The following is a 16,157-nucleotide window of genomic DNA, read 5'->3' on the forward strand; positions in this document are numbered from 1 at the left end:
GCTGGGACTAATGAAGGTCTCAATAGACTCTGAATACATTAGCGCAAACCAACTCCTGTTATCTTGCTTTATTATTTGCAATAACGGGGCGTACCATACATTCTGTCCAAAAATGCGCTATAACCAACAGGTTCAATCGAAGAGATAAACAATCAAGTGTGAATGCGGCTGTGGGCGTTGGTGGCATGGATGCCACCGTCGAGCGTATAGGGATATATTTATAGCGTCCCGCAGAAGTATTTACACATAAGGCATGCTGCAAGCAATAGATTCAACATGAGGTTATGGCTGCACACCAACCATCAAATATAAAATCAGCGGAGTGAACTCAACCTAAAACTTTTGCTACTGGGCAATGTTATTATGTAGGGAACAAAATTGACCATGAGATCACGACATTGGTGTATCCCTGAGGGGAACATACTGCAAACAATAGGTAACAATGAAGCCATGATTAACAAATAACAACCAAACACCAAACTCGTCCAATGAACCCAATCAAAAAGAGACTTCAAACCTGTTATCCGACAAGTTAAAGATAAACATTGGGTAACACCAGATTAGCCACACCACGTTCAGTTAGCCGTGCCGCTAACTTAAGCATCTCTTCCTCACTGCAGCTCGGCCAGTTGAGTGACTCACCTGTTACACCATGGTGTTGAAAGGCATTTAGCTTGACTCTTACATTTGCAGGCAGCCGAGTGAGATAACTCGCAACAACATCGATCTCACTCTCAAAGTCACTGACGTTTGGAATATGCAGCAGGCGGATCTCATACAATTTGCCGTTCTTGGCGAGCAGTTTTAGGGAGTTGAATACACGGTGATTATCTCGCCCTGTGATGTAGTTATGGGTCTCTTGTTGCCAAGATTTAAGATCGATCATCGCGCCATCAAGATAGGGCATTACCTGTAGCCAACCGCCTTCACTTACATAAGCATTACTGTCTATCATGCAGCTAAGATGCGTTAAATCTTGGCTAGCTTTAATGGCCTGAAACAGCTCGATAATAAACGGCAGTTGCAGGGTGGCTTCACCACCGCTCATGGTGATGCCATTAATAAAGTGCACTTGGGCGCGAATAAGCGTGAGTAGCTGCGGCACACTGTATTGGCGGGTCTTTGGGCTAGATTGTTTCGGGCAAGTGGATAAACAGATATCGCATTGAGTGCAGAGATCACTGTCCCAGACTATCTTGGATTTTCCCTCTTTACTGGTGGTTAAGCTGAGCGCATTAACAGGGCAGGTCGCAATGCAATCGCCGCAACTGTTACACATATCTATGGTGTATGGGTTATGGCAATTCTTGCAGTTAAAATTACACCCTTGCAGGAAGATAACCAGGCGGCTGCCTGGGCCATCAACACAGGAAAAAGGGATTATCTGATTAACCGTTGCGACTCTGCTCATGTTTTTCTATCTACTTACAGTTTTAATCAGCGGTGTAGTTAGGTGATAGCTCATTAGCGATGACACGTGGCTGACGCTCAAGGATTCGAGTATTAGCTGCCGCATCAAAGCCCAAGCTTGTTGTGTTGGTGCGTGACCCTGCCTGTTTAAAGGTGGCAATATCGGATAGCTTAATCATATAGCCAGTGACTCGAACAAGATCGTTAGAGGTGACATTAGCGGTAAATTCCCGAAAACCTAAATTCAGCGCACCTTTACACAGCTGCATCATCGCCTGTGGATTGGATTTGATGGTCTCATCTATGGTGAGGATATCGCTGATCCCAGAGGTGTAGTATTGATGATGCTCAGCTAACGCTTGAATATGAGCAATTGGATTTGGCTCAGTGCCATAGGGAATACGTACGCCAGGCGTGACCTCTTTGTCTATGCTTATTCCGCCTTGCGAGTGCAGTAACGTGCGGCCATGATAACCGTAGGTTACTGGTGTTGATTTGACTATGGCATCTAAGACTTTAGAGATCTTATGCCCGAGTTCGTTAGCGGCAGTATTATGGCCATAATGGCTGCTTGGCTTATCTATGTTGTCTTCGCTGAATTCAGGTGTGCCTTGCAAGATATTGACTGCTTCAGCCATGCCGTAAATACCAAACATAGGCGCGAAGCGAGACTCTTCAATTAACCCCTCCTTAACTAAGAAGCTATTAAAAAAGCTAGATTCTTCGTGGAGGAATTTCGATCTCGCTTCAATCAATTCAAATGTTAATCGGCAGTACTTAGGCAGTATGTTATCGAAGAAGTCACTGATGCTATGTGCTTTTAGTGCCACCTCCTTTAGATTCAGTCGCACTAAAGTGTTGGCACCGCCAGCAAGTGGTAGCGAGTTATAGCAGCTGACAATGCCAAAGCCTTTGTCATCGTAACTATTAGCGTGTATTGGGTAGTTGGCAATATGAGGCTTGCTACATTCACAGATGTTATTGGCAGCGAGTTGCAGTAGCTCGTCGGGAGTGACACTAGGGTCATACATAAAGGTTAGGTTTGGCGCAATCTGTTTTAGCTCGGCATCGACACGCAAAATGGTGCGGCAGACAATATTATCCGTTGGGCCAATGTTCACATGCATAAAAGCGTCAGGAAGGGTACGGTCTAGCATGATCCAGAATAGTTTTATCTTACGATAAATACTCTCTTCATCCAGCCCTTGGCAATAGGGTAGTAGCACCTCATCGAGTTGGCCAAGGTAAACTGGAATATTGGTGACCGATGGTACGTGGTGATAGATAATGGTCAGTGCATTTAGCGCTTCATCTAGATCTTGCGCCGCGCTTAGCTCTAGGTATGTTGAGCCATTTTGTAGAAATTTGGCGTAATCAGGTAGTACATATCTTGGTTTAAAAGGTGCATGACCTTCAAAGATGTCACAGATAATTCCGGCGTTTTTTGCTTGCGTAAGTTCCGGTGAGATAGAGAGGTAAGCAAGGCTCGCTTCCGCTTCTAATGCTAAATAGTTTGATTTTTGCTTTGGCGAGAGGTTTGGATCGCGAATGATCTTAGCGAAATTATCTTGTGAGGCCATCAGGTTAATATCCATTTAGAAATTATGATTACTAGCATATGAGGAGAGATGGTCATTCATAAAGTGAAAAGCTGTTAAGTTTGTTTTTTCTAAATGGAAATCCGTAGGGTGAAATCTCATTTCTTGGTCTAATTGAGTACTGTTGTGAAGTCGGCTAGTCTGGTTTGGTTTCTATCCACCTAAGCTTATGGATTTATAAGGTCACTCTATCCATAACTTAGATAAGTATCATGTTCTATGTGCATTAATTAAATGCAAATAATGCACTTCAGTCATGACTTGTGTTCGATTATTATGTTACTTCACCATTTTAGAGAGGTTCATCATGTTCAATGCACTTATATTAACTCAAGAGGGTAAATCTACCCTGGCAAATGTTGGTCAGCTTCAGGTATCGGATCTACCCGAAGGTGAAGTGCTGGTGGACGTTTCATGTTCATCACTGAACTATAAGGATGGGTTAGCGGTTACAGGTACAGGTCGAATTATTCGTAATTTCCCTATGGTGCCAGGTATCGATTTTGCTGGCGTGGTGGTTGAGTCTTCAGACAAGCGCTATAAAGCGGGCGATTGTGTGATCCTTACGGGCTGGGGTGTTGGAGAGAATCATTGGGGGGGCATGGCAGAAAAAGCACGCGTGAATGCCGATTGGTTAGTGCCGATGCCAGAAGCTTGTGATGCAGAGAAAGCGATGATGATCGGCACGGCAGGTCTAACGGCGATGTTATGCGTACAGGCCCTGCAAGCTGCCAATATCCAACCTGATTCAGGCGAGATCTTAGTTACTGGCGCCAGTGGTGGTGTGGGCTCTGTGGCTGTTACCTTACTAGCGAGGCTTGGCTATAAAGTTGTGGCCAGTACAGGCCGAGCTGAAGAGAACAGCGAGCTACTTAAGTCCCTTGGCGCAGCAGAAGTGATGGAGCGCAGCGAGCTAGAGCAAGATGCCAGACCGCTTGAGAAACAGCGTTGGGCTGGGGTTATCGACACGGTTGGTAATAAAGTTCTCGCGACTGCGTTAGCCCAGATGAATTATGGTGGCGCAGCAGCTATATGTGGTCTTGCTGGTGGCTTTGCACTGCCAACAACAGTGATGCCATTTATTCTTCGTGGCGTGAGCCTGCTTGGTGTTGACTCTGTTTCCTGCCCATTTGAGAAGCGTCAAAAGGCTTGGGAGCAAGTATTAGCCCTGTTACCTGAAAGCTATTACCAACAAGCTGGACAAACTATTACTCTAGAGCAAGTTCCTGAATTTGCAGATAAGATAGTTAAAGGTGAAGTGACTGGCCGAGTCCTCGTTAAGCTTTAATCTCTTCGAGTTAGTAGAACCATTCGATATTTAGAGTTTTAACTCACTTGTAAAATTTGTTTCTTCAAAAGCATTCGCTAAGTCATAAGTATGATTTAGCGAATATCTCTTTTTGATCTCTTCCTCTTTTTATTTTGTTGTTATTTACCTCTTTATTTGTTAGCTTTTCGTTGCCTTTTGGTTGTTTTTTTGAGTCTGGTATTTAAGGGAAATATTCAGGACTCTATTAACCATTGGCTCATTCATCTAGTTGAATGAAATTCTCATAATAAAAATATAAGGAAGTATTTAATGTCTAACCATATTAAATTAGCGTTAGCTGTTTCAGCTGCGCTATCTATGTCTGGCTGTCTCGAAGTTGAAGATAACAATAATAACGATGATGTTGTTGCAGCTTTAGAAGCACAGAATCAATTACTGCAAGATCAAAATACCGCTAATGCCCTACCTATTACTTTATCGGGAACCTTGAAAGGGGCGACAGATGATGTGGATCTGTCCGATGCTCAGGTTTCAATTAAGTTTGCTGGTGAGTGGTCGACGCCTGTGTCTATTGTTGATGCTAAAATCTTACTGGAGAAGCAGCCTGCCTATAGTGATTTCACCTTAAAAGTAGAAAGCCCTTCAGAAGCTTTTGTTGCTATGACATATAAGTCTTTAACTAGACTGTCTGGTCAAGGACAGGTTGTAAATCAAGATTTAGGTGAGATCCTTGTGGGCAAACCTAAAGAGAAGGTTCTGACTTTATTGCAGACTGGCGAGAATACTTTTGTTGAAGATCTTGCTGTATACCCTCTATATGAAGTGGAGCATCAAGGGTACAACATACATAATTTAGTGCTGCAACAACCTGAAGATCTTGCTACTTTCACTAAGGAAACTGGTGAGTATAAGTTGATGCTGGCTGAGGGGATCCCTACAGAGATTCATGCAGAGCTCGACGTTGATAGTGATGGTGTTAATGATTTTGAACTAGAGATTGGCCAGAGCGGCTTAGCCTCTCAATTACTGAGTTCAAGTAAGGTTTGGGCTGAAGATACGCTTTATCTTAAAGAGATTAATCAGTTAAATGAATACAATTTACGATTAACTATATTAAATGAGCAGGGTGAAGTGTTAGAGGGCGCGCGAGTCTCCTCGGAAAACAATGACCATGGCAATGCCTATTTTGATTATGACTCTGTGACTGGCCAATATGTATTAGAAACGGCCTATCGTGGTGGACTTAATGTAGAAATTCCTAGCTTTCAGGTTGGGGAGTTACATTATACCAGTGCTGAAATTGGTCTCTATGAAACAGAGTTTGAACAGCAGTACAGAGTTTCTATCTCTGGTTCTCAATATCGAGATTTTAGAACTGAAGTGGTAGAGGGGGAGTTAAATTTAGCGGTGAACTTATCAACGTTTAGTTATGAGTCCCCATCCATAGAGGTTCTTTCCAAAAATGTTAAAGATTCATCTCTTGAGGTCTTCTATTCGGCTCCTGTTGCTTTAGTTGAAGAAGATAATGTGCAGACAAGTGTTGAGCTTACGGCAACTGCTGTAGTGACTATCATTCCTGGTAATACTCTGAATGATCAGGGGGTTACTCCAGGTACTACTTATGTATCTGTTGCGCCAGAAGCGATAGATACTAGTGTTGAACTTACGCTTAATGGCACCAAATTAACAGCTTCTCCAGCTGCAGAGTTAGCTGATGGGGAGTACCAGTACCGCGTTGGTGACCTAGTCAATGTGATTGCCGATGAAGAGCAAAATGTCTATAGCGATGACTCAGAAGTATTTACTGTTTCTAAGTCTGCATTTAATGTGAACGATGTTGTGCTGGATAATAAAAACTACACAACTGATGGCGCTCTAATTGTTGCAAAAAATACAGCTGATGTAGCGGTAAACTGTAATTGGTGTGGGGGAAGCGGTAGTGTAAAACTTTATATGCCAACCTCTATTCGTAACTTAAATGAACTGACTTATACATTGACGTCATATACTAATAATGGAGTCGCTCAGGATTACCACAGAATAATTAGAGTGATTACTAACGGCCAGTTGTATTCAACAAATAAGGAGTTGTTGTTAAAAGCAGCTCAGAATGAAAATATCAACTCTAACTATTATTACTACTATCCTCAAGTCGGTACAAGTTTAGATTCAGGTTATCGCTATTCAAACTATACATACCTTAACCTTAATGATGATGTAGTTGGAAGTGAGAACAGTATGACTTTTGATTATAGCTACACCACAAAAGAGGGTGATACCCAGACGGGAACAATCACTTATAAAGTTAGGTAGTTATTTTTCTTGAGTGTCATATCAAATGAAGCCCCGCCACCTAGCGGGGCTTTTTTGTGTTTGGAACACTTATGCTGCTCGCCATGGCCATAAATGTTCCCTACATTTGTTGGTATTTCCTGCACTGACCCATAGGGATATGGGAAATGTCTTTAAAGTGTCTGGAACGCCTTAAGACCTTGAAGGTCTGATGGATTACGAGCAGTATCTGTATAGGGATATACTTATCCCCGAACGCCACGGATGGTGTAGGAGGGGGGCCTGGAACAATTATCGCTATTCAGCTTTTAGCAGTCTGCGTATTGAGCTTGAGATCTCTTCTCTTAACCACTGTTGTGCTTTATCAAGTTCTGCCCTTGAGTGCCAAAATAGGTTGTAATCTAAAGGGGGAATATCGAAGGGAAGGGGTTTTACTCTGAGCCTATGTTTTGAAGCGGCTAGTTCGGCGATACCTGCTGGCAGTGTGATAATTGCTGGGTGAAACTGTAAAAGTGCTAAAGCGCTGTCTAAGTGGGGTGTACGCAGTAACTCATCTCTTGGGGGATAACTTGCAATAGCAGCGTCAAGTAGGGCTTTGACTCCATCGCTGATGGCTATGGTTGCATGTGGAAAATGCAGGTAATCTTCCAAGGTTAATGCTTGATTCGCAAGAGGGTGCTCTGCCGATAATAAACAGCTCACCCCAACTCTTCCTAAAAATGTCTGATTCAGTTGTTGAGTTTGGCCTATGGCTCGGCAGATAGCCATATCAGCCCCCTGAACACTTAGCTGTGATTGCAGCTCTCTATGTTGAACTGGAATGATCTCTAACTTGATATTGGGGGCTTTGTTGTAGATATCGGGCAGAATAAAAGGGATTAGGGCCTGCATCGCATAGTCTGTGGCCGCTAAAGTAAAATGCTGCTGACATTCGTTTGGTACGAAAGCTTTAGGAGTGAGCATCTCAATCAACTGGCCAGTAGGCTGTTGCAGCTGTTGGTAGCAGTCTAGGGCAAACTGAGTTGGCACCAGTTTTTGACCTACGCGAGAAAACAGTGGGTCATCCAGCATCTCACGTAGGCGAGATAGAATACGACTGGTTGCTGATTGGCTTAAGTGTAAACGCTTGGCTGCTTGAGTGACGCTACACTCTTCGACTAAAATTTGTAGTGCAATAAGCAAGCTTAAGTCTTGCCGATAGATATCTTCTAGTTCCATACCGAGTGATCATTTTTTCGAGCTGTTAATTGGCACAGCTTAACAGTCATACCAATCGGTATAAAGATGTGATCGCTCAGCGAGAATTTAGCGCTTCTGAGGCAAGGCAACGAGTGAGAAACATAGTTATTCTACGTTTAAGCTCGTTAACACCGCATCGGAGGCGCTAAAACTCGCCTACAAGGAGTGTTTTTGGCTGCCTACTTCTGCGTTGAATAAACTCACAAGGGAATAACCATTCCGTCATTCATTCGCCTTGAATTAGCTTGCCAAAAAGACTCTGAGTAGATCACTTATCTATACTGATTGGTATCATTTCAAACCATGCTCGTGTTTCCTCTATTTAAAGAGCTAGCTTCCATTTTGGAACTCATTCCTATTCGTTACCCATAGTGGTGAAATTGGATAATTTTGACTTAACCTCAAGTTTTATACTTCAACAATGTTAATTGAGCACAACACTTGTTGTTACTCCCGTTTTGGAACTGATTCCACCTTTATGCTTCATGAGTCAATTAAAACTAAAATGGGTGATGACAGATGAGCAATAAAGATCTGCTAGGACGCCGTAATTTCATCAAAGGAATGGGAGCGGCAGCAGGTGTCGCAATGGCTGCACCAGCGTTAGCCGTTTCTGAAAGTGCGAATGGCGTTAAATGGGACAAAGAGGTTGAAGTTCTTATTATCGGTTCAGGCTTTGCGGGTTTAGCTGCTGCAATTGAAGCGACACGCAAAGGCGCAAAAGACGTTCATATTTTTGAAAAAATGTCTTACTTTGGCGGTAATTCAGCAATTAATGGTGGCCTGTTTGCGGCACCTGATACGCCAATGCAAAAACAAGAGGGCGTTAAAGACTCTGTTGATACTATGGTCGCAGATCAGCTAGCAGCTGGCCGTGGTATTGCTGATGAAGCATTACTTCGCCATGTTGCAGAGCATGCTGTTGAAGCACTGCAGATGACGCTAGATGCTGGCTCTGAATATCACCCATACCTACAACAACTTGGTGGTCACTCCGTAGCACGTACTTACCAAACGACGGTGAGCTGTGGTGCTGGTATAACGCAGCCGCTATTGCAAGAGTGCCGCAAACTTGGTGTTCATACCCATAACCGCGCCAAATTTGATGGTTTTATCTTAGATGAAAAAGGCGGTGTTGTTGGCGTTAAAATGCGTGAAGGCTACTATTTCGACAAGCCAGAGTCTGGCGAGCTAGTGCGAATTAAAGCTAGGCGTGGCGTGATCATGGCGACGGGAGGCTTTGCTCAAAATATCAATATGCGTATGGCACAAGACCCAACTTTAACTGCTGAGGTGGGTTGCACTAACGCACCTGGCGCTACTGGTGAAGGGATGTTCGAAATGTTCCGCCTAGGTGCTGTACCTGTTCACTTGGCGCATATCCAGTCTGGGCCATGGGCATCACCAGATGAAGGTGGTTTTGGCTATGTATCTAACTACTCTATCTATAATTTCCCACATTCAATCGCGATTGACCGTTTAACCGGTAAGCGCTTCATGAATGAGATTGCTGATCGTAAGACTCGCGCCGATGCTGAGTTGAACTGTCGTGATGCACAAGGTAATGCACTGCCTCCGATTCTAATCACTAGCTATGAAGACTCTAAGCAGCATCCGAATACTAAGAAAGTATTGAAATACAATGTCGGTTGGAAGTTCGACTCAATAGATGCCTTAGCTAAACATTTTGAGGTGCCATTAGCACCGCTTAAAAAGCAAATTGCTGAATATAACGAATACGTTAAGACGCAAAGCGATCCACAGTTCGGCAAAAATATGACTGAAGCTAAGGGGAAATTTATCCAAGCGCCTTTCACTGTGGTTCGTTTGTGGCCAAAAGTGCATTACTGCCAAGGTGGCGTGCAGATCAACACCAAGGCTGAAGTGAAAGATAGCCTAACGGGTAAACCTATCTCAGGTTTATACGCTGCGGGTGAAGTATGCGGTGGTATCCATGGTGTTAGCCGACTAGGCAGCTGCTCGATCCCTGAATGTATGGTGATGGGAATGACTGCTGCTCGCATCATGATGCAAGCTTAAGTTAATAGGCCAATGAGAGGACTGACAAATGAAAATGTATAAATTGATGCTTGGCCTTGTCTTAGCTGGATTAGTGAGCTTATCAGCACAAGCGATTGAGCAACGTGATTACCATAAAGATGTGATTGGCAAGGATTGCAAGAGCTGCCACGATCAAGGTGTGAAGAATTACCCTTCAGATCAGGCTTGTTTGCAGTGTCATGATGTGGACGAACTGGCTGAAGAAACGGCACGTAGTGAAGAGGATAAGTGGCAAAACCCTCACAATAATTTGCATTACGGTAAAGAGCTCCCATGTATCGAGTGTCATGGCGAACATAAAGCTAAGAAGCCAATTTGCAGTAATTGCCATACCTTCAAGTATGACAAGCACAAAGAGTAGATGCCCTATCTTGTAAAAAGTAATAAGCAGAGTTCATCTCAATATTCACTCTTGTATATAAGGGCTACTTAGGTAGCCTTTTATCATCCTATATTTGACTGGGTTTATATCTAACCCTTTTAAATATTGAGTAGCCTAATTAAGTGCCGCCTCACCTAACTCTTTTACGTTCGCTTTGATTAAGTCGATTAACTGGTTCCTTGCTTCGGTTTGTGTATCAGGGTTGAGATACAAAGACTCATTGAAGACGGGTAGTGAGGGAATGTTGTGCTCTACGGGATCGATGATCTGCATCTTATCGTTAATGCGAAACTCGGCAATAGGAGCAATCACCAGATCGTTTTCCACTGCCATACACATGGCTGTTGGTGAGGGAGTCGATAATAATACGCTCATTGGACGCATTGAGATCTGGTGGTTGGCAAAAACCTGCGCTCGGATAGGGCAGTTTTCGGGGTACAGCGCCATAGGTATTGTCTCCCGTTTATGGGCATTGCCATCTTTTGCCGCGACCCAATGAAAACGACGTTCAAATAGCAATTCGCCATAACCTGCTGCTGGTGGTTGCCAGTGAGTGGCGACAATCAGATCAAATTCACCATTATGTAAACGTTTATAGAGATTACCACTGACATCAGTATCGATAATTAACTCTATACAGGTGAATTCGCGAATAAACTCTAATAAACAGCTACCAAGGTAACGGTTGATGTAATCAGTAGGCACGCCTAAACGTATAGATTCTCGGTTCTGACACTCTTTCAGATCATCGAGTGCTTTTGAACTCAGTTGCATCATCTTATAAGCATAATTAAGCAGTGTTTTTCCTGAGGCGGTAAGGGTGACGCCTTTGTTGTCACGGTGTAGTAAAGGCTGACCAACACTCTCCTCTAATTTCTTAATCTGTAAGCTTAATGCTGACTGAGTACGACATATTTTCTCTGCCGCTTTTGATAAGTTGCCACTCTCGGCGATAGCAATGAAGCTTTCAAGCAATTCGATTTTTAACATCAGATATTGGTTTTATTCATAGTGGTATCAGTATTACTCAATATCTGAATGCACCAAAGCTTGTTACCTTGTAACTGTGACGTTAATAAATTATCAAACTAAAAAGTGTGATGAGGTCGATATGAGCAGTTGGAAACAGCGGGAGCAGTACTTAGTGCAAGTCGCTCAACGTTGCTTGCAGGGGCATAAAACTTTCGATCTTTGTCGCTCGCACTTAGTTAATGCCAGCCAAATTTCGAAGGGGACTATCTATAATCATTTTACGACAGAGGCAGATTTAATCCTCGCGGTTTCATGCTGTGAATATGAGTATTGGCTTGGGTTGGCAAAGCAAGATCTTAAGGAGCATCAAGAGCCATTAACGTGCTTTTTGTATCATCACTGTAATCGCCTATATTACACCTTGTCAGAAAAGCGATTTGTGGTTGACAGGGTTATGCCAAATCAAGATCTGCTAAATCAAGGGAACGAGCTACTCCGCCTGCGCTTTGAGACGCTATATGAGGAGTACGTCAGCTTGAATAAGCGTATGATCTTGGACATTGGGGAAGTGGCTGGTTTTGATAGAGCAGAGCTGGTTATGAATTACTTACGAGGTGCGATGATTAATAGTGATGATGCCGATAAACATTTTGGTGATGTGCAACTTTACTATCAATTCAGTTATGCATTGAGCCAGTTAATGGGGCACTCAGATAGGAGGATCCCCACTAAACAGGCATTCGCAGCTTGGTTGTCTGCCAAGCATAGAGAGAAGCATCAAGTAACCATAATCAACTCGGCAGCTTAATGGTGATCTCTAACCCCTGAGAGGGGCGATTTTGAGCTGTGATCTCTCCCTGGTGAGCATCGATCGCAGCTTTAGCTATGGCCAAACCGAGTCCCCAACCTCCCGATTCCCGTTCACGGGCACTTTGAGGCCGATAGAAAGGTTTGAAAATCGCCTGTAGATCTTGTTTATTCTCGATGCCAGGGCCATCATCGCTAATCGTTATGATAATTTGGTTACCTGCAGTTTGGGCGATAATATTAATCTCCATCTCTGCATAGCTAATGGCATTTCTCAGTAAGTTCTCTATCGCCCTAGCTAAAGGTCTAGGATTTGTGGGTAGTGTGATGGCGTCATCAATATCAATGACTAATCGTTTCCCCTGTTGAGATGCTTCGAAATCTGCATCATCTAACACCTGATTCAAGGTTTCATTGAGTGAAACGAGATGTTTAATATCGTGTCTATTGAGCTTTACCCGAGAGAGTTCTAACAGCTCAGCAATCATCAGCTCCAACTGCTCAGCTTCATAACCGATACGTTGAGTCTCTGCGGTATCAACTCCCTTTTTTCGAGCAAGTGCTAGGGCGAGCTGTAACCGCGTTAATGGCGTTCTTAGTTCGTGTGAGATGTCACTTATCAGCCTTTGTTGACTGTTAACCATATTCTCAACAGAGTCGGCCATGCCATTAAAAGCTTGAGCAAGCAGACCTATCTCATCTTTACGTTGAGTTGTCGCATCATCGACACGATTTGTTAAGTCACCAGCGGCTAATGAGTCTGCACTTAATCTCAGTGTCCGTAGTGGTTTGCCTAAGTGCCAAGCAAGCAGGCCACAAAGTAGTCCGGACAGAGTGATCGCTAGGGCCAAAGTCAGTAATTTGTTTTCGGCTAAGAAGAAAAACCAAGGTCTTGGATGGTGATCGGCAAAGCGTCCATAAAGTGAGTACTGCTTACCGGTAACATCAAAGTTGTAAGGGCCGAATAGTAACTCATTCTTGAACTGATGGCTGATAGGTTGGTTGGCTTCTTCTGCCATCAGCATAAAGCGGCGCATTCCGCGAGAAACTTTGTCAGTATTGAGTACCTTACCTTGGTCGTTGACCAAATAGAGACGAACAGGCTTGCCTTTAAAGTTTCGGCGGTGAGTTAGACGATTAAGTTTTCCAGCTTCGAGTAACTGAGGCTGGTTGCTAATTCGATCTGCAAATTTAGAGAGCAGCTTCTCTAAGTGGGGAGGAAGCGGTGCTCGGTCGTGGTTTTGCTGTAGTAAAGGCAGCAGTCCTACCGTTGCGATGATAATAGAGCTGCAGAGCCAGAAACCAAGCAACAGCTTAATGAAGATTCTATTAGGGATCTTGTCTGGTGATATTATGGAAGCCAAATGTAGCCTTTGCCTCTTATTGTTTTGACTCTAGGACGGCCATCGGTACGATCAGGTAGCTTCTTACGTAAGTTAGAAAGGTGCATATCTAGACTACGATCAAACGGCATAAGCTTTTTACCTAATACCTTTTCGCTTAATAGCTCTTTGCTAATGAGTTCACCACCATTTTGGAGCATCTCAAAAAGTAGGGTGAATTCAGTACCAGTTAGAATCAGCAACATATCCTGACAGTAGACCTCTTGCCGACTTGGATCTAGCTTAATATCACCATATTCATGGATGCTAGGTTGAGCTTCATCGACTTGCAGGTTAGTGCGGCGAATAATGGCTTTGATGCGGGCAATCAACTCTCTGTCATTAAATGGCTTAGGTAGATAATCATCGGCGCCTATTTCAAGCCCAACGACGCGATCTATCTCATCCCCTCTCGCTGTTAGCATCAACACTGGTGTCTGTTTTTTTGCTCTTAAAGTTTTTAATACTTCAAAGCCATTAAGCTTAGGTAGCATGACATCAAGCAAGATCAGATCAAACTTATTCTCAAGCGCCAGCGCTAGGCCTGCTTCACCATCATTGGCCAATGTCAGCTTAAATCCTTCGAGCTCTAAAAACTGGCCCAATAATTCAGATAGACCTAAATCATCATCAATCAATAAAATATGGTTCATTTTTAACCTTAAAATGTCTGCTTACATGCTGAGTATACCTTGTTAGGTGTCAATTGCAGTTTATCAATGTAAGTCTACGTAAAGACAGCCTAAAAGCGTTATGAAACAGACTGACGCAGGATATTTACAGTGTTTTACGAAACTAAAACCCTGCCTTACATTGAGCTGGGTAAACTAGGTTTTGAAAATGGAGAGCTGGTTCTCCCCTTTATATTTACGAGGCTAGAATAATGAAAAAGAATACTTTAAAGGCAGGGCTGCTTGCCATAGTGGCAAGTACGACATTAATGGCATCGTCGGTCTATGCTGGAGATGAGCATCAACATCATGGAAAATCTCATCACATGAAAGGTGAGCGTTCTGGTCATCACGGTGATATCCGTAAGATGTTTAGAGGCTTAGATCTTACCGATACCCAAAAAACAGAAATAAAGGCATTAATCAAAGAGCAAAAAAAAGCAATGAAAGAGGAGCGGGTATCTAAAGAGGAGCGTTCAGCGCATCGCTCTGAATTTTTTGCTCTCATCAGCGCAGACAATTTTGATGAAGCTAAGGCTCAAGCATTGATCGAGCAGAAACAGCAGAAGCGACAGGAAAAAGGAGTGGCTATGCTGAAAATTCAAAATGAAGTTTATCAACTCTTAACACCTGAGCAAAAGGCGAAGTTTAAAGAGAAGTTTGAAAAGAGACACAGTAAGAGAGGAGAGGGGAAATCTGCTCGTTAGAGTCGGTTTTTCTCAATAATATAAGATACACTTAGGATCATCTTCTTCCCCTGCTAATAACAGTAGAACAGTTAATAGTAATATGATCCTATGACCCAAACTTCCCAATACGATTTCTGGGTCAAGTTAGCGAGCCGCGCAGCAGTGGCTACTGCCTTGACCTTAGTTATCATCAAAATGGCAGCCTGGTTATATTCAGGTTCTGCTAGCATGTTAGCTTCTTTGACCGACTCATTTGCTGACGGACTTGCTTCACTCGTCAACTTTGTTGCTATTCGTTACGCTATTGTCCCTGCGGATCATGATCATCGTTACGGTCATGGCAAGGCCGAACCCCTCGCTGCACTCGCTCAATCTGCATTTATCTTAGGCTCTGCCTTTTTGCTGCTATTTCATGGAGGGGATCGTTTAATTAATCCTGCTCCAGTTAACCATGCCATGTTAGGTGTTGTCGTCTCCATTATTGCCATCGTGCTTACTTTTGCTTTGGTTATGTTGCAGAAGAAAGCAGTGGAGGCAACATCAAGCACTGTGGTCGAGGCTGATGCACTTCATTATAAATCCGATCTATTTCTAAATGCGGCCGTGCTGTTAGCACTTGTACTTGCACAATATGGTTGGTGGTGGGCTGATGGACTATTTGCGATCTTAATTGCACTCTTTATTGGACAACAGGCGTTAGAGTTAGGTTACCGTTCTATTCAATCGCTACTGGATAGAGAATTAGATAACGACACTCGTTTGAAAATTATAGAACTTGCGCAAGAGGATCCACAGGTTAAAGGGATTCATGATCTGAGAACTCGCGAATCAGGCAAGACGACCTTTATTCAATGTCATCTTGAGATAGAGGGCTCTTTAAGTTTAAGGGAGGCCCATGCTATTGCCGATAGAACCGAAGCAAGAATACGAGCCGCCTTTGATGATGCTGAAGTTATCATCCATCAAGACCCCGTCTAAATTGCGTAATTATTCATCAAAAGCTGCTTCTTTGTGGATAAGTCAGGGGGTAAGTGGTGCGTAGGATGTGGCTAAAAGTGGCTTTTAAAAAAAGATCGTTTTTTCGTAAAAAAGCCCTTGTGCTCTGGGCTGAACTCCCTATAATGCGCATCCACTGACACGGCACAGCAGGCCAATCGTTCTTAGCAATAGCTAGATAGAATGGGACTTGCAGCAGTGTTAGAGAATCAAAACTCCTCGGAGATTTGATTCAGGTGACAAACGCTTTAGAAGCTTGATTTAGATGGTTGTTGACACGAGAGTGAACAAAGAATCATCGCTTGAAAAACTTCTTCAAATAAGCGCTTGACGCCAACCACGGAGAGTGTAGAATACGCCTCCTCAAGCCAACGACCAAGCGTCAACG

At 43.4% G+C, this 16,157-nt stretch carries 13 protein-coding genes; 7 read left to right on the plus strand and 6 right to left on the minus strand.

Features of this window, described 5'->3' with window-relative positions; translation table 11 throughout:
* Window positions 1-532: 532 nt before the first annotated feature.
* Together K0625_RS24080 and K0625_RS24085 are read right to left on the minus strand one after the other, a co-directional pair.
* Window positions 533-1,411: a YjjW family glycine radical enzyme activase gene (locus tag K0625_RS24080; RefSeq protein WP_220111892.1), complete on the minus strand. Its 879-nt coding sequence runs from the start codon at window positions 1,409-1,411 to the stop codon at window positions 533-535.
* A gap of 22 nt (window positions 1,412-1,433) precedes the next feature.
* Complete coding sequence (locus K0625_RS24085; protein ID WP_220111893.1) at window positions 1,434-2,990, minus strand: YjjI family glycine radical enzyme; 1,557 nt, start codon at window positions 2,988-2,990, stop codon at window positions 1,434-1,436.
* A gap of 325 nt (window positions 2,991-3,315) precedes the next feature.
* Between K0625_RS24085 and acuI the strand changes: the two genes are divergently transcribed.
* Both acuI and K0625_RS24095 read left to right on the plus strand, forming a co-directional pair.
* Entirely contained in the window at window positions 3,316-4,296 is a 981-nt protein-coding gene (gene acuI / locus K0625_RS24090; RefSeq protein WP_220111894.1) for an acrylyl-CoA reductase (NADPH), read from the plus strand.
* Window positions 4,297-4,587: 291 nt separating this feature from the next.
* Window positions 4,588-6,591 carry a hypothetical protein gene (locus K0625_RS24095; RefSeq protein WP_220111895.1) on the plus strand — a complete coding sequence of 668 codons (2,004 nt, stop codon included), beginning with the start codon at window positions 4,588-4,590 and terminating at the stop codon, window positions 6,589-6,591.
* A gap of 276 nt (window positions 6,592-6,867) precedes the next feature.
* Here K0625_RS24095 and K0625_RS24100 read toward each other — a convergent pair whose 3' ends face one another.
* Window positions 6,868-7,788, minus strand: a complete 921-nt coding sequence (locus K0625_RS24100) for a LysR family transcriptional regulator (protein ID WP_220111896.1) — start codon at window positions 7,786-7,788, stop codon at window positions 6,868-6,870.
* Between the two features lie 540 nt (window positions 7,789-8,328).
* Here K0625_RS24100 and ardA point away from each other — a divergent pair.
* Both ardA and ardB read left to right on the plus strand, forming a co-directional pair.
* On the plus strand, window positions 8,329-9,849 hold the full coding sequence (gene ardA, locus K0625_RS24105) for an acrylate reductase flavoprotein subunit ArdA (protein ID WP_220111897.1): 1,521 nt from the start codon (window positions 8,329-8,331) through the stop codon (window positions 9,847-9,849).
* Window positions 9,850-9,877: 28 nt separating this feature from the next.
* Complete coding sequence (gene ardB, locus K0625_RS24110; protein WP_220111898.1) at window positions 9,878-10,231, plus strand: acrylate reductase cytochrome subunit ArdB; 354 nt, start codon at window positions 9,878-9,880, stop codon at window positions 10,229-10,231.
* 135 nt (window positions 10,232-10,366) lie between these two features.
* On the opposite strand, the gene K0625_RS24115 is transcribed toward ardB, so the two are convergent.
* A complete protein-coding gene (locus tag K0625_RS24115) occupies window positions 10,367-11,242 on the minus strand; it encodes a LysR family transcriptional regulator (RefSeq protein WP_220111899.1) in 876 nt (291 codons plus the stop codon).
* 121 nt (window positions 11,243-11,363) lie between these two features.
* On the opposite strand from K0625_RS24115, the gene K0625_RS24120 reads away from it, so the two are divergent.
* Window positions 11,364-12,032 carry a TetR/AcrR family transcriptional regulator gene (locus tag K0625_RS24120; protein WP_220111900.1) on the plus strand — a complete coding sequence of 223 codons (669 nt, stop codon included), beginning with the start codon at window positions 11,364-11,366 and terminating at the stop codon, window positions 12,030-12,032.
* On the opposite strand, the gene K0625_RS24125 is transcribed toward K0625_RS24120, so the two are convergent.
* Window positions 12,016-13,395: an ATP-binding protein gene (locus tag K0625_RS24125; protein WP_220111901.1), complete on the minus strand. Its 1,380-nt coding sequence runs from the start codon at window positions 13,393-13,395 to the stop codon at window positions 12,016-12,018. The genes K0625_RS24120 and K0625_RS24125 overlap by 17 nt on opposite strands.
* The gene (locus K0625_RS24130; protein WP_220111902.1) at window positions 13,383-14,066 is read right to left on the minus strand and encodes a response regulator; all 684 of its coding nucleotides are present in this window, start codon (window positions 14,064-14,066) and stop codon (window positions 13,383-13,385) included. Before K0625_RS24130 ends, K0625_RS24125 begins: the two co-directional genes overlap by 13 nt.
* A gap of 230 nt (window positions 14,067-14,296) precedes the next feature.
* On the opposite strand from K0625_RS24130, the gene K0625_RS24135 reads away from it, so the two are divergent.
* Entirely contained in the window at window positions 14,297-14,791 is a 495-nt protein-coding gene (locus K0625_RS24135; protein WP_220111903.1) for a Spy/CpxP family protein refolding chaperone, read from the plus strand.
* A gap of 90 nt (window positions 14,792-14,881) precedes the next feature.
* Window positions 14,882-15,751 (plus strand): cation efflux pump FieF, encoded by an 870-nt coding sequence (gene fieF, locus K0625_RS24140; RefSeq protein WP_220111904.1) that lies wholly within the window; start codon window positions 14,882-14,884, stop codon window positions 15,749-15,751.
* Window positions 15,752-16,157: the final 406 nt, after the last annotated feature.

This window comes from Shewanella nanhaiensis, from assembly GCF_019457885.1.
GTDB lineage: Bacteria > Pseudomonadota > Gammaproteobacteria > Enterobacterales > Shewanellaceae > Shewanella > Shewanella nanhaiensis.

Coding starts and splice junctions, on each gene's coding strand:
- K0625_RS24115 (WP_220111899.1), bottom strand. CDS start 11,242: ATGTTAAAAATCGAATTGCTTGAAAGCTTCATTGCTATCGCCGAGAGT.
- K0625_RS24100 (WP_220111896.1), bottom strand. CDS start 7,788: ATGGAACTAGAAGATATCTATCGGCAAGACTTAAGCTTGCTTATTGCA.
- fieF (WP_220111904.1), top strand. CDS start 14,882: ATGACCCAAACTTCCCAATACGATTTCTGGGTCAAGTTAGCGAGCCGC.
- K0625_RS24130 (WP_220111902.1), bottom strand. CDS start 14,066: ATGAACCATATTTTATTGATTGATGATGATTTAGGTCTATCTGAATTA.
- K0625_RS24135 (WP_220111903.1), top strand. CDS start 14,297: ATGAAAAAGAATACTTTAAAGGCAGGGCTGCTTGCCATAGTGGCAAGT.
- K0625_RS24085 (WP_220111893.1), bottom strand. CDS start 2,990: ATGGCCTCACAAGATAATTTCGCTAAGATCATTCGCGATCCAAACCTC.
- ardA (WP_220111897.1), top strand. CDS start 8,329: ATGAGCAATAAAGATCTGCTAGGACGCCGTAATTTCATCAAAGGAATG.
- acuI (WP_220111894.1), top strand. CDS start 3,316: ATGTTCAATGCACTTATATTAACTCAAGAGGGTAAATCTACCCTGGCA.
- ardB (WP_220111898.1), top strand. CDS start 9,878: ATGAAAATGTATAAATTGATGCTTGGCCTTGTCTTAGCTGGATTAGTG.
- K0625_RS24120 (WP_220111900.1), top strand. CDS start 11,364: ATGAGCAGTTGGAAACAGCGGGAGCAGTACTTAGTGCAAGTCGCTCAA.
- K0625_RS24095 (WP_220111895.1), top strand. CDS start 4,588: ATGTCTAACCATATTAAATTAGCGTTAGCTGTTTCAGCTGCGCTATCT.
- K0625_RS24080 (WP_220111892.1), bottom strand. CDS start 1,411: ATGAGCAGAGTCGCAACGGTTAATCAGATAATCCCTTTTTCCTGTGTT.